The following is a 13,555-nucleotide window of genomic DNA, read 5'->3' on the forward strand; positions in this document are numbered from 1 at the left end:
CTGCTGAATGAAAAAGTCACTTTTCTGGTTGCTGGTACTGCTGCTGTCGCCGGTTGCCGTACTGGTCGTTATCACGCCGATGGACAGCCAAAAGCAGTATATTTTTGGTCTGTTGAGTATCGGCATTCTGTTCTTAATGGGGTTCAGTAAGAATCGCAGCGTTTCCGTCATTATGGTCGTGACTTCGCTGCTGATGTCGACTCGTTATATGTATTTCCGCCTGACGCAAACCCTGCATTTTAACTCCGGAATCGAAACGATTCTGGGGATGGGGCTGTTTTTGGCGGAAGTCTATATCTGGGTGATGCTGCTGCTGAACTACCTGCAAACGGTCTGGCCGCTGAAGCGCGAAATCGTCCCGCTACCGGACGATATGAGCACCTGGCCGACGGTCGATATTTATATCCCCAGCTATAACGAGCCGCTCGAGGTGGTTCGCGATACGGTGCTGGCCGCGCAGTGCATTGATTATCCAGCGGATAAGATGAAAATTTATCTGCTGGACGACGGTAAGCGCAGCGAGTTTGCGGTGTTTGCCGCCGACGTTGGGGTCGGGTATATCACCCGTAACGACAACAAACATGCCAAAGCGGGCAACCTGAACCATGCGATGACCCTGACCCAGGGCGAGCTTATCTGCGTGTTTGACTGCGACCACGTCGCCACCCGCGTCTTCCTGCAGGCCACGGTGGGCGGCTTCCTCAAGGACCCGATGCTGGCGCTGGTGCAGACGCCGCACTACTTCTACTCGCCGGATCCGTTTGAGCGTAACCTCTCCGTTGGGCGCAATATTCCCAATGAAGGGATGCTGTTTTATGGCCCAATCCAGCAGGGCAACGACAACTGGAACGCGACCTTCTTCTGCGGCTCCTGCGCCGTTATTCGCCGTAAAGCGCTGGAGCAGATTGGCGGCTTTGCGGTAGAAACCGTCACCGAAGATGCGCACACCGCGCTTAAGTTTCAGCGCCTGGGCTGGAAATCGGCGTTCCTCGATATCCCGCTGGCGGCCGGTTTAGCCACCGAACGCTTAGTGGTGCACGTCATTCAGCGAACCCGCTGGGCGCGCGGTATGACGCAAATCTTCCGCCTCGATAACCCGCTTTTTGGCCGCGGGCTGACCATCCAGCAGCGTCTGTGCTATCTCAGCGCCATGCTGTACTACCAGTTTGCGCTGCCGCGCGTGGTTTTTGTTACCGCGCCGCTGGCCTACCTGCTGTTTAACCTGAACATTATCTACTCCTCGGCGAGCCTGATCGTCTCGTATGCCCTGCCGCACCTGTTCCTCGCCATCTACGTTGGCTCGAGGATGAACGGCCGCTACCGCTACAGCTTCTGGGGCGAAATTTACGACATCGTTCTGGCATTCCACCTGGTGCTGCCGACGCTGGTGACGATGATTTTCCCCAAACGCGGCAAATTCAACGTCACCGATAAAGGCGGCCTGCTGGACGTCGGCTACTTCGACTTTACCGTGGTCAGGCCGCATCTGGTGGTGGCCTGCCTGCTGGGCGTGGGTGTCGTTGTGGGCCTGGTGCGCGCCATCGGCCATGACTATTTCGGCTCCGATCCCAACGTTATCGCGTTGAACGTCGGGTGGGGGATCTACAGCCTGATCTTCCTGCTGGCGGCGATAGCGGTGGCGCGGGAAACCCGCCAGGTGCGTAAAACGATCCGTATTGATGTCGATATCCCGGTGCTCATCCACTATGCCAGCGGCATTGTCTCCCGCAGCCATACCGCCGACCTGTCGATGGGCGGCTGTCGTATCGCCGTGCCTGACGATCGCCACCTGGAGGATAAAATCGAAGAGATTGAGCTGATTCTGCAGTCAGGGGCTATCTCTATTCCGGCCGAGCAGGTCACCGCGGATGCGCGCTTTATTCGCCTCAAGTTTGATGAAAATATCCCGCTCTCCCTGCGCCGCGAGCTGGTGCGCGTGGTGCTGGCCCGCGCCGACGCGTGGATTAATCCGCCGCGTCCGCAGGATAAGCCGTTCCGCTCTTTCGCCACTATTCTGCGCTGCGTATTTGAGCTCTTCTGGCTGACCTGGAAAACGCGGCGCGATCGCCGTCGGCAACCTTCTGCTGCGCAGAGCGCGCAGGAGGAGGGGCAGCTATGAAGCGATTAACGACCCTTGCCCTGCTGGCGGGGATGCTCTCGGCCCCCCCGCTGCATAGCGAAGAGGCCCCGGCCGAACCCTCGGCTCCGCTGAACTTCCCGCTGCCGGACGCGGCGACCGATAGCGCGCCTGATGAAGGCGCGGCGCCGACGCCGGCAGAAGCCGAATCGACGCCGGAGCCGGCTTCCCTGCCGGCGATGCCGCCGGTCAGTAACCCCGCTCCGGAAGTGGTGCCGCTAACGCCGATCGTCGGCGGCAGCCTGAATCTGGCGCAAATGGGGATGCCGGACGGCATTATGCTGAGCGGCGGCCAGCTGCAGGGCGGCGCGAGCTTTACGCTGCCCTCCGATCAGGTGGTCACCCACGCTGAGCTGATGCTGGACGTCCGGGTTTCTCCGGAGATGGCCGCCCGCAACGCCACCCTGCAGCTGATGCTCAACGGCCAGCCGCTGGGTACGGTACCGCTGGGTACGGACGGCGCGGATATCTCGCACTTCCAGCTCGATATCCCGGCCGCGCTGATGGTCTCGAGCAATAATTTAAGCTTTAAGGTGAACGACGGCGACGCCATGCAGTGTCTGCTCAACGCGCGCGACGCCTCCGGCATCACCGTTTTACCCGCCTCGCGCTTTAGCTGGGAAAGCCAGCCGCTGAATATCAGCAACGACCTGAGCTTCTTCCCGCGGCCGTTCTTCGACAGCATGCAGATGACCCCGGCGGATATCGCGGTCGCCTACCCGCAAAACGCGGGGGCGGATATCTTCAGCACGGCGGCGCTGCTGTCGTCATGGCTGGGTATTCAGGCGGACTATCGCGGGATTGCTTTCAACGCCCTGCGCGACCGTTTGCCGGAGCGAAACGGAATTATCATCGGCCATCCGGGCGACCAGGTGGGCGGTTTGACCCTGCCGCAAACCGACAGGCCGCTGCTGCAGGTCGTTGATAACCCAGGCAACCCGAGCTACAAGCTGCTGCTGATCGTCGGGCAGAACGATGCGGCGCTGCGCGCGGCGGCCTGGCGGCTGACCCGCGGCAATATTGCGCCGCAGACCGCGAGCATGACGGTGGAGCCGCAGGCTATTCCGCTGGGTAAACCGTACGACGCCCCGCGCTGGATCCCAACCGATCGGCCGGTCAAAATCAGCGAGCTGCTGCGTAAAGATCAAAGCCCGACGGTGAGCGGAGTGTGGCATGAACCGCTGCGCGTCGCTTTCCGTGCGGCGCCGGATCTCTATCTGTGGGATGGCGAAACCATTCCCCTGCAGATTAGCTACCGCTTCCCGTCCGAAAGCTGGATCAACGAAGACAAGTCGCTGCTGAGCGTCACGCTGAACAACACCTTCCTGAACAACTTGTCGATGAACAAGCAGGGGCCGCTGGAGAAGCTGTGGCGTCACCTGGGCGGCGATGCCCGCCAGGAGCGCTTTACCATCCCGCTGGCGCCTTACCTGATCTACGGGGATAACCAGCTCTCGCTCTACTTCAACGTGGTGCCGAAGGATAACGCCCCCTGCTCGGTGCTGCTGAATAACAACATCAAGAGCCGCATTACCGACGACTCATGGATTGATTTGAGCAACACCCGGCACTTCTCCCTGCTGCCGAACCTCTCCTATTTCGTCGGCGCCTCGTTCCCGTTCTCGCGGCTGGCGGACTACTCGCAAACCGTGCTGCTGCTCCCGGAGCAGCCGTCGGATACGCAGGTGGCGACCCTGTTAAACCTGGCCGCGCGTTCGGGTAACGCCACCGGCACGGCGCTGGCCAACAACCGGGTGGTGCTGGGGGTTCCTGAGGGCGGCGCGGGCCTGCAGTACCTGCGGGATCGCGACGTGCTGGCGGTCAGCGCCCTTGACCAGAAAACCTTTAACCAGCGCCTGCTGGCGAACTCTCCGTACAGTCCGGTGGATAACCAGCTCAGCGTCCGCGAGTCGGGAGGCTGGGCGAAGGTGCAGCGCTGGCTGACCGGCGACTGGACCTCCGCCAGCGTCGATGCCGACCGCTACTTCTCCTCCAGCAGCGCCTGGCGCGGCTTTATCAGCTACCGTTCGCCGTGGAATTCCCAGCGTACGGTGGTGGTGGCGATGGCCAGCAATGACGATCAGCTCGCGAGGCTGAAAAGCGACCTCGACTCGCCGCGGATCAACGCCGGCATTCGGGGCGATACGGCGGTGATCACCAGCGATAACGGCGTACGCAGCTTCCAGGTTAGCACGCCGTTCCCAAGCGGGCAGATGCCCTGGTACATGATGGCTATCTGGTACGCTAACCAGCACTCCGGCCTGCTGGCGATCCTCGGGCTTCTCGCCACATCGATAATCGGCCTGGCGTTAACCGCCATGTTTAAACGGCATGCTCGCAAGCGTTTGAGTTCGGGGGATGGCCAATGAAACGAGCGATCAAAATGAATAGCAGGGCAACCCGCAGACTATCGACCTTCTGCCTGTCAGGCGCGCTGACTCTAGGAGCATTCGGCGATGCCCTTGCCGCGAGCAACGATGCCGCGCTGCAGGCGCTTTTTGCCCAGGCCAACTACTGGCATGAAAAATCCCACGACGAGCTGGCGATGGAGTCGCTGCAAAAGGTGCTGCTGGTGGATGCCAACAACACTCAGGCGCTGTACCTGATGGCGCTCTGGACGCAGCAGGGCGGCGATCTTCAGGCGGCGGCGCAGTGGCGGGCGCGGCTGGCGAAAACCTCGCCGAACAGCGCCAGCCTGCAGGAGCTCGACAATGCCAAAAAAATGACCCAGGTGCCGCAGGGGCAGCTGAGTCTCGCCAGGCAGCAGGCGCGCAGCGGCAACGTGCCCGCCGCCCTCGCCACCTGGCGCAGCATGTTTAACGGCAACGTCCCTCCGTCGGGACTGGCGGCCGAATACTACATGACGATGGCCAGCGATAAAGCGCTCTATGCGCAGGCGATCGGCGAACTGCGCCAGTACGTGGCGCAGCATCCGCAGGAGAACGCGCCGCGGGTGGCGCTGGGTAAAGCGCTGACCTGGCGTGAGGATACCCGCCGGGAAGGGATTGCGATGCTGGAGCCGATGGCCAGCGGCAGCAAAGATGCCGACAGCGGGCTGCGCCAGGCGCTGCTGTGGCTGGGGCCACAGTCCGGAGATCAGCAGTTTTACGACACCTGGATGCAGCGTCATCCGCAGGATACCGAGGTGCAGAACTACTATCGCCAGCGGCTCAGCGGCCAGGCGCGCGGGGAGGGGTATGCCAACCTCAACAGCGGCAATACCACCGCCGCGAAGCAGCAGTTTGAACAGGTGCTGCAAACCAACCCGCAGGATGCGGATGCGCTGGCCGGCATGGGCTACATCGCGCAGCGTAACGGCGATTTCCAGGCGGCATCGCAGTATTTGACCCGGGCGGCGGATCTCGGCGGCGATGATTCCGCCGCGAGGCGCCAGCAGGCTGCCGATGCGCTGTTCTACGGCCAGCTGGCTCAGGCGCAGCAGGCCTATAAGCAGGGCAATATCAGCCAGGCGCTGGCGCTTTCCGCTCCGCTGGCCCAGCAGAGCGGGACGCGAGGCACCTCGGCAAAACTATTCCGCGCCGACGTTCTGCGACATAACAAAGACCTGCCGCAGGCCGAGCAGACGCTGCGTTCGCTGCTCAACGAGCAGCCGCAAAACGGCCCGGCGCGGGAGAGCCTCTATTACGTTCTGCGCGAGCAGAATAAAACGGCGGAGGCGCAGGCGATGCTGCGCACGCTGCCGGAGAGCCTGCAGCAAAAGCTGCAGCCGCGCGTGGTGACCGGAATGCCGGGCGACTCGCTGCGCCGGCAGGCGCAGGAGCAGGCCAGCAGCGGCAACGTGAGCGGCGCCATCGCGCTGCTGCGCCAGGGCGTATCCCGCTACCCGGATGATGCCTGGATGCGGCTTGATTTAGCCCGGCTGCTGCAAAAATCGGGCAACGAGAGCGAGGCCGCCTCGACGATGGCGGCGGCCTGGCGTCCCGGCGCCAGCAGCACCTCGCTGTACGCCGCGGCGCTTTATGCCAGTGAAAACGGCGGCTGGCAGCAGGCGCAAACGCTGCTGGGGCGTATTCCCGCCGCCAGCCAGACCAGCCAGATGCGCGATCTCCATCAGCGGGTGAACTACAACCTGCAGCTGGTGACGGCGCAAAACTACCTGGCGCAGGGCAATACGGTTGCCGCCTCCAACACCCTGCGGGCGATGGCCGCCACGCCGCCGAAATCGCCGGCGGACGTCGGCAAGCTGGCGCGGCTGCTGGCGCAGAGCGGCGATGTCACGACCGCCGTCTCGCTGGTACGCAACAACATCAGCGGCGGGATCTCGGGCAACGCCGGTGATTATGCCGATCAGGTGACGGTGCTGAATCAGGCGGGTCTGACCCGCGAAGCGCAGAACCTGCTGACCAACCCGCAGCTGCAGGCCAGCAGTACGCCGACGCAGCTGGCGAGCATTCGCAACGGCTATGTGATCAACGAAGCGGATCATCTGCGCGAGCAGGGGAACTACGCCGCGGCGTACGACAAGCTGATGGGCGCGATGCAAAGCGACCCGCAAAATACCGACCTGATGTTCGCGATGGCGCGCCTCTACCAGAGCGGCAAAATGAACAAAGAAGCCGGGGTGGTTTACGACTATCTGATGACCCGCGATACGCCGGATCAGGCGGCGCGCAGCGGGGCGATTGACGTTGCGCTCTCGTCCGGCGATAGCCGCCGTGCGGAGCAGCTCGCCGGCGGCCTGCGTCAGGATAATTCGCCGGACCGCCTGCTGCTGCTGGCGCGGGTCGAAGAGGCGCAGGGTAACCATCAGCAGGCGATGACCTATCTGCGCAGCGCGCGCGGCAAGCTGCTGGGCTTACAGAGCAGCAACAGCGCGCAAACGCCGACCGTTGGCGGCGTGCTGGCGGCGGATAACCCCTTCGTGGGCGTCTCCCGCACGCCGACGGCGACGCGCACGGCCTCCACCTACGGGCAGTATATGCCGTGGCAGGTCGCGCAGGTGTCGACGGGAGACGGAACCTCGCTGCCGGGGATCCAGCGCCCCGACCTGCCGGTAGAAACCGCGCAGACCCGCATGCTGCGTCAGGTGGATACCATGATGGAGTCGCTGCAGGAAAAAACCGGCAGCTGGCTGCAGGGCGGCATGGAGGTGCGCGGGCGCGATGGCGAATCCGGTACCAGCAAGCTGACGGAAATGAAAACGCCGCTGACCTGGTCCTCGTCGCCGTTTGGCGATTCGCGCTTTGATTTCACGGTCACGCCGATCACGCTGAATGCCGGGACTGCGACCGGTGACGCGTGGCGGCGCTACGGCGCGAACCCGCTCTCTAACGCGGTCTCCAATATGATTAGTACCGTGACCAGCGAGCAGGCGGCGATTGCGGCGATGACGCCCACCGAGCAGGAGACCTACTTTGCCAGCAATCCAGGGGCCTCGTCGCTGAGCTCGCTGGGGACGCTGAACGCCTCCGATTTTAACGCCACGACCCGCAGCGGCATGGAGAACCTGGCGAAGCTGGGAGCCTATGATTCCGGGCAGGTTGCCAGCTATCTGGCCGCCTCCAGCCGGAAACCGAACGTCGACCAGGCCAGCGGCTCAACGGACGCGCAGAAGGCCAACGGCGTCGAGCTGGCGCTGGCGCTGAGCGGGGATGATTACCGCGTGGACATCGGCAGCACCCCGCTGGGCCAGGATCTGAACACCGTCGTCGGGGGCGTGAAGTGGTCGCCGAAGCTGACCAACTATCTGTCGCTGATTTTCACCGGCGAGCGCCGCTCGCTGACCGACAGCCTGCTCTCCTACGTCGGCCTTAAAGACGCCTACTCGGGGAAAAACTGGGGCCAGGTGACCAAAAACGGCGGCACCCTGCAGCTGAGCTACGATGACGGCGACGCCGGCTTCTACGTCGGCGGCGGAGGCTATAGCTATATTGGCGACAACGTTGCCAGCAACACCAGCGTTAACGCCAACGCCGGGGTCTATCTGCGGCCTTACCACGACGAGTATCGGCAGCTGCAGACCGGCCTGAGCATGAGCTACATGGACTACTCGAAAAACCTGAGCTACTTCACCTACGGTCAGGGGGGCTATTTCAGCCCGCAAAACTACGTGAGCGTCTCGCTGCCGGTCAACCTGACGGAGAAATACGATAACTGGACGATGAAGCTGGGCGGTTCGGTGGGCTACCAGTCCTATAGCCAGGATAAGAGCGCCTACTTCCCGACCAACTCCGAGTGGCAGCGGACCCTGGAAACCGCCGTCACGAACGGGTTCGCCAAGGAAGCTTACTACTCGGCAACCTCGAAGAGCGGCATTGGCTACACCCTGCGCGCCGGCGCGGATTACAAGGTAAACAAACAGATGACGCTTGGCGGCCAGGTAGGCTATGACACCTTCGGCGATTACAACGAAAGCACCGCCGGTCTTTATATCCGCTATATGTTAGGAGATAACTGATCATGACGGAAAATAATAACGCCGAGGCGCTGGCCTGGTTTCAGCAGCAGCAGACTCCTGCCGGATGGTTCGATCTGCTGATCGTGATGGTGGATGGCATGCTCAGCAACGCGGGCGAGCTGGAGAGTCAGCCCTTTCTGCGCCAGATGGGTGAGGAGCTGGCGGACAACTATCCTCTGCCGGAATCGGAGACGGTCGGCCAGCTGGAGGCCAATATCAACCAGCTGCTGAGCCGCTTCAAGTGGGGCGTGGTCAGCGTTGACGTCGGCGACGACGGGCTGCGGCTGCGCCATCGGGCGATGCCGGTCAGCCGCGACGAAGCGCGCCGCGTGCGCTGGTGTAATGCATTCTGTGCCATACTCGAAGGGCTTTATTCCCGCTGGCTGAGGGGGCAGGGCGGCGGCGCGCACGTTGTGTTACAGCGTGAGCGGCTGTTTTCTGTGTCTGACGTTCAGTTTCTCTACTTTCATCCATAACGAGTGCACTTATGTCCTTGCGTGCTTTAGTCGCAGTCATGGTTACGACGACGATGATGGTGCTTCCCCGCGCGTGGGCAGATACCGCCTGGGAAAGCTATAAATCCCGTTTTATGATGGCCGATGGGCGAATCGTTGATACCGGCAACGGCAACGTTTCCCATACCGAAGGGCAGGGGTTCGCCATGCTGCTGGCGGTCGCCAAAAACGACCGCCCTGCCTTTGATAAGCTGTGGCAGTGGACGGATAAAACGCTGCGCAATAAAGACAACGGGCTTTTTTACTGGCGCTACAACCCCGTCGCGCCGGACCCTATTGCGGATAAAAACGATGCGACCGACGGCGATACCCTGATCGCGTGGGCGCTGCTGCGCGCCCAGCAGCAGTGGGGGGAGAAATCCTACGGTATCGCTTCAGATGCCATCACCGCGTCACTGCTGAAGTCTACAGTCATCACCTTTGCCGGTCATCAGGTGATGCTGCCCGGTGCGAAGGGCTTCAACCGCAACGATCACGTCAACCTCAATCCCTCCTATTTTATTTTCCCCGCATGGCAGGCCTTTGCCGCGCGTACGCACCTGACCGCGTGGCGTAAGCTGCAGAGCGATGGGCAGGCGCTGCTGGGTAAAATGGCGTGGGGTAAGGCGCAGCTGCCCAGCGATTGGGTGGCGCTGAGGGCGGACGGCAGAATGGAGCCGGCAAAGGAGTGGCCGCCGCGGATGAGCTACGACGCGATTCGCATTCCGCTTTATCTCTACTGGGCCGATCCGCAAAGCGCCCTGCTGACGCCGTGGAAAAGCTGGTTTCAGAGCTATCCGCGGCTGCAGACTCCGGCGTGGGTCAACGTCAATACCAACGACGTGGCCCCGTGGTTTATGACCGGCGGCCTGCTGGCCGTTCGCGACCTGTCCACCGGTGAAGCGCAGGACGATCCGCAGCTTAGCGCGCAGGATGATTATTATTCTGCCAGCCTGAAGATGCTGGTCTGGCTGGCGAATAACGACCGCCGGTAAGCAACGACCGGCGTCTGAACGGGCCGCGGGGGTGAAACCCTGCGGCCTTTTCGTTTTACTGCGGGTACGGAACCCAGCTTCCGCCGTTCAGCTGTACGTAAGGTTTGCCCTGATACTGAATGACGATGGCGTTAGCGTTCTCCGATACCGCGGCGCTCTGCGGCAGGTTGGCGGTGTACTGCGGCCAGTTCACGTTATCCTGGGTAAACATTTTGCCGTCGAGGGCGCGAACCACCAGCTCGGAGATCGCCAGATAGCTGCTCGGCCGATCGATAACCAGCGGCGCGCCCTGGCGCGGTTCCTTCATGCCAAAGAACTTCACCGCCGCCGGAACGTTAGTGATCGACGGGCTTGGGATGTCGCGCAGGCCGGAGACCTGCATTTTATCGCCCTTCAGCGCCCCGCCGTGCTCCGGCACCACCACCACCATAACTTTACGGCCCGACTTTTCCAGCTCGGTAAAGAAGTTGTCCAGTTCGTCAAAGAGCTTCTGGGCGCGCACCTTATAGTCGGCCGTTTTGCTCTGGCCCGGGAAGTGGTTGCCATCGTGGAGCGGCAGAATGTTGTAGAAGGTCGCGGTGCGCGCATCGCCCTGCTTATCTTCCGTTTCCAGCCAGCGGTTGAGGGTCGCCAGATCGTCATACACCGGCGAGCCGTCGAAGGCCTGCAGGCTGACCGGCAGACCTTTCTGGTCCATCAGCGGGCTTTGCATGCCGCCCAGGCTGCGCAGCTCCTTCAGGAAGTCGCCAAACAGGCCGTTGTGGCCCAGCATCAGCTGCTGGTTGAAGCCGAGCTTCGCCAGATTTTCAAACAGGTAGCACTCGCTGCCCGACGGCTGATACAGGTTGGAATGCGACAGCTGGCCGCAGCTGGCGCGGAGCAGACGAACCGCCGCCGGGCCGCTGTAGGAGGTTGCCGAGTTAAAGTTTTTGAACACGATATCAAAGTGCTTCCACAGCGGATGGTCCATCAGCCCGGCGGCTTCGATATCGGACCATGACAGGGAGCAGATATTAATCACCAGCAGATCAAAGGGCTGGGCGTCCGCCGGCAGCTGCTGCGGGAACGGCGTTTTACGCTTCTGCTCCGAGGCATAGAACGCATTCAGCCAGCTGGTGAGGTTGGCGGACGTGGGCGGTTCGGTCTGCGGCGGAATATCGCCGTTAGCGGAAGCGGTACCCGCCGCCGTTCCCCCGGCGTTGGTGGCGGCGATGACCGCGGTGGTTGCCGCCGCCGTCGTCGGCTGGCCGGCCGGCCACAGGGTAAAGGAGGGGAGCAGCGGGCTGACGGCGAGCCATATCATCATCGCCGAGACCAGCACCGTGACGCGCAGCCACTGGCTGATAAACAGCCACAGAACCAGCAGCACAAAGAAGGCGCCGACCATATTCCAGTTAATAAAGCGGGTCACCAGGTCCCAGATATAATCCGCGCTAAAGCCGGCAAGCTGGGAGCCCTGGCTGAAAATACTCTCCGGGCCGGGCAGCCAGGTGTCGTGCCAGAACAGCGCGATACCGAAGGGAATCGCGACCAGGTGGCGCAGGCGGTGCAGCTTATACTTCGGCAGCGGCACCAGCAAAAAGGCGAGAAACACCAGGTTAAGCATCGGGTGGAAATTAAGATATCCCGCCCACAGCAGAGCAAACTTCACCAGAAAGTAGAAATTCCACCCGGCAAGGCCGCGCCAGTATTGCCAGAGCGGAAGCGGCGTTGCGGTAGTTTTGGGATTGGTCATTTATTCACTTTGCCTTGCTTAGCCGTCGCATCCCGGCGCAGTACGCCAGCCGGTTTAACATAACGGGGTTTAAAGAACATCAATCGTAAGGTGGTGCGGATACGGCGCTGGTAGTGGCGCGTAAGGTAACCTAACGGGAAAAACAGCAGCGCGCAGAGCACCACCAGCTGAATAATATCGCTAAGAGACATCATGATTTTTGCTCCACGTCGGTGGACAGCCGGTGCGGCTCAGGTATCCGGCGCCAGCTGCGCCCGTCGTGGGCGGCGTTGATCGCCTCGTTTTTGCCTACCGTAATAGGCAGCGGCGTGTTCCATTTATCCGCCGTGAGGCCGCGCATCAGCAAAATCTCCGCCGTAATTTGTTTATCTTCAAACCAAATCATGCGGTTAGAGAATATGTCGCCGGTAGGAAGCGGGAAAATATGGTTCAGCGCCGTATCCAGATCGTTGACGCGACAAAATGAGAGAAACAGCACCAGCCGGTTGTTGCCGATGGTCATGATATCGCCCATGCGGTTGGGCTTGCAAAGCGTCAGCGCCTGCTCAACGCGCAGGCCCGGCGCCGGACGTAGCGCGACCATCACGCCTTTGCTGTCCGCAGGCAGCATGGTATTGGCCATGATGTTATAGACCGCGGAGCAAAAGTCGTCCCACTTCTGATAGCCGCGCAGCTTGAGCGGCTGGCTCCAGGCTATAAGGGTGGCGAAGTCTTCCGGAATATGGCGGCTAAATTTCTGTTTCTGAACGCTCTCAATGAGCGTCAGGCAGCGCGACAGCGGCGCGCCGCTGGGGATCACCATATTCGCGCCGCTGCTGAGCAGCAGTCGTTCATCGGTGGCGCGCAGGCAGGGAGTCTGTTCGCGGACAATGATTTTTAATGCACTTCCGCGCTGGCGGCGCAGGGTGTGAATATGGCGCCCCAGCTGCTCGATCTGTACATTTTGCGTTACGCTGAACAGCAGGGTTGCCGCCTGCGCCGTTCTGGCGGCGTTAAACACGGCGTCGTTGGTATCAAACAGCGTCCAGTATTCCGACAGCGCCGGGGCACCCTCAAGGACGCGTAAATTGCTTAATACGACCTTTTCATCGCTGCGCGGCTGGACGATTGTTTCTTCATCCTGCGCCAGCCGCCATCCGGCTTCGTCTTGTAAAACAATCAGCTGTTGCTGCGCGCTCATTCCTTTTTCACTGCCCCACCAGGCAATATCAAACAGGAAGTTATCGCCCTGATAGCGGATGCTGGCGAGACCAGAAAGAGAACGATACTGATATAATAGCGGGGACAGCTGCTTATCATTATCATTACCCGAATTAAGTACTAGTAAGGAGCAATTGTGGTATTTGGCCCACCGCGCTGATTTTTCTACCCACTTGCATAATTGTTCACTTTTAATATTTTGCCAGGCATTTTCAGCGCATAGCAGAATAAATAGATAATTGCCAGGTTCCAGCGAACAAAGTAAATCGCGGTGCATTTCTTCTAACCCTTCCGTGAGGTTCGGCAGGGTAAATAAAACAATTTTTTCCGGGCCGCTGTTATTATCTAATGAAATGATTTTACTTGGTTTCTCACCCATTACGATCGCTGCAACCTTGCCGTCTTTAGCCTGTGCGGCCAGCGTATGGTTGAGCAGACTTACCGCATCAACATAGCGGTCAACGTTGAGCCACCATACCCCGCCAACGGGCATATGGCTGACCTCGTCCCATAATGACGAAATACCCAAAGTATATACGATATCCACGACGGCCCTCACCAGCCCTGATTTACACT

The 13,555-nt window shown here is 60.9% G+C and carries 8 protein-coding genes; 5 read left to right on the forward strand and 3 right to left on the reverse strand.

Annotated features, from left to right (window positions below; genetic code table 11):
• Positions 1-7: 7 nt before the first annotated feature.
• Genes bcsA through MMW58_RS01015 form a run of 5 tightly spaced genes read left to right on the forward strand, consistent with a single transcriptional unit; the run spans position 8 to position 10,044 of the window.
• Complete coding sequence (gene bcsA / locus MMW58_RS00995; RefSeq protein ID WP_133600140.1) at positions 8-2,119, forward strand: UDP-forming cellulose synthase catalytic subunit; 2,112 nt, start codon at positions 8-10, stop codon at positions 2,117-2,119.
• Positions 2,116-4,506, forward strand: a complete 2,391-nt coding sequence (gene bcsB / locus MMW58_RS01000) for a cellulose biosynthesis cyclic di-GMP-binding regulatory protein BcsB (RefSeq protein WP_241722616.1) — start codon at positions 2,116-2,118, stop codon at positions 4,504-4,506. Before bcsA ends, bcsB begins: the two co-directional genes overlap by 4 nt.
• Positions 4,503-8,555, forward strand: a complete 4,053-nt coding sequence (locus MMW58_RS01005; RefSeq protein WP_241722617.1) for a cellulose biosynthesis protein BcsC — start codon at positions 4,503-4,505, stop codon at positions 8,553-8,555. The genes bcsB and MMW58_RS01005 overlap by 4 nt, the downstream gene beginning before the upstream one ends.
• A complete protein-coding gene (gene bcsD / locus MMW58_RS01010; protein ID WP_161795662.1) occupies positions 8,555-9,031 on the forward strand; it encodes a cellulose biosynthesis protein BcsD in 477 nt (158 codons plus the stop codon). Before MMW58_RS01005 ends, bcsD begins: the two co-directional genes overlap by 1 nt.
• Before the next feature lie 11 nt (positions 9,032-9,042).
• Positions 9,043-10,044 (forward strand): glycosyl hydrolase family 8, encoded by a 1,002-nt coding sequence (locus MMW58_RS01015; protein WP_241722618.1) that lies wholly within the window; start codon positions 9,043-9,045, stop codon positions 10,042-10,044.
• A gap of 55 nt (positions 10,045-10,099) precedes the next feature.
• On the opposite strand, the gene bcsG is transcribed toward MMW58_RS01015, so the two are convergent.
• From bcsG to bcsE, 3 genes are read right to left on the reverse strand one after another with little or no spacing between them, the layout of a single operon-like run.
• Positions 10,100-11,779 carry a cellulose biosynthesis protein BcsG gene (gene bcsG / locus MMW58_RS01020; protein WP_241722619.1) on the reverse strand — a complete coding sequence of 560 codons (1,680 nt, stop codon included), beginning with the start codon at positions 11,777-11,779 and terminating at the stop codon, positions 10,100-10,102.
• Positions 11,776-11,973 carry a cellulose biosynthesis protein BcsF gene (bcsF, locus tag MMW58_RS01025; RefSeq protein WP_041143129.1) on the reverse strand — a complete coding sequence of 66 codons (198 nt, stop codon included), beginning with the start codon at positions 11,971-11,973 and terminating at the stop codon, positions 11,776-11,778. Before bcsF ends, bcsG begins: the two co-directional genes overlap by 4 nt.
• Positions 11,970-13,526 (reverse strand): cellulose biosynthesis protein BcsE, encoded by a 1,557-nt coding sequence (gene bcsE, locus MMW58_RS01030; RefSeq protein ID WP_133600135.1) that lies wholly within the window; start codon positions 13,524-13,526, stop codon positions 11,970-11,972. The genes bcsF and bcsE overlap by 4 nt, the downstream gene beginning before the upstream one ends.
• Positions 13,527-13,555: the final 29 nt, after the last annotated feature.

The organism is Klebsiella sp. HC6 (assembly GCF_022605325.1).
Classification (GTDB): Bacteria; Pseudomonadota; Gammaproteobacteria; order Enterobacterales; family Enterobacteriaceae; genus Klebsiella; species Klebsiella terrigena.

Excerpts from the sequence above, each read along its gene's own strand:
- bcsF (WP_041143129.1), bottom strand. The coding sequence starts at position 11,973 with ATGATGTCTCTTAGCGATATTATTCAGCTGGTGGTGCTCTGCGCGCTG.
- MMW58_RS01005 (WP_241722617.1), top strand. The coding sequence starts at position 4,503 with ATGAAACGAGCGATCAAAATGAATAGCAGGGCAACCCGCAGACTATCG.
- MMW58_RS01015 (WP_241722618.1), top strand. The coding sequence starts at position 9,043 with ATGTCCTTGCGTGCTTTAGTCGCAGTCATGGTTACGACGACGATGATG.
- bcsG (WP_241722619.1), bottom strand. The coding sequence starts at position 11,779 with ATGACCAATCCCAAAACTACCGCAACGCCGCTTCCGCTCTGGCAATAC.
- bcsA (WP_133600140.1), top strand. The coding sequence starts at position 8 with ATGAAAAAGTCACTTTTCTGGTTGCTGGTACTGCTGCTGTCGCCGGTT.
- bcsB (WP_241722616.1), top strand. The coding sequence starts at position 2,116 with ATGAAGCGATTAACGACCCTTGCCCTGCTGGCGGGGATGCTCTCGGCC.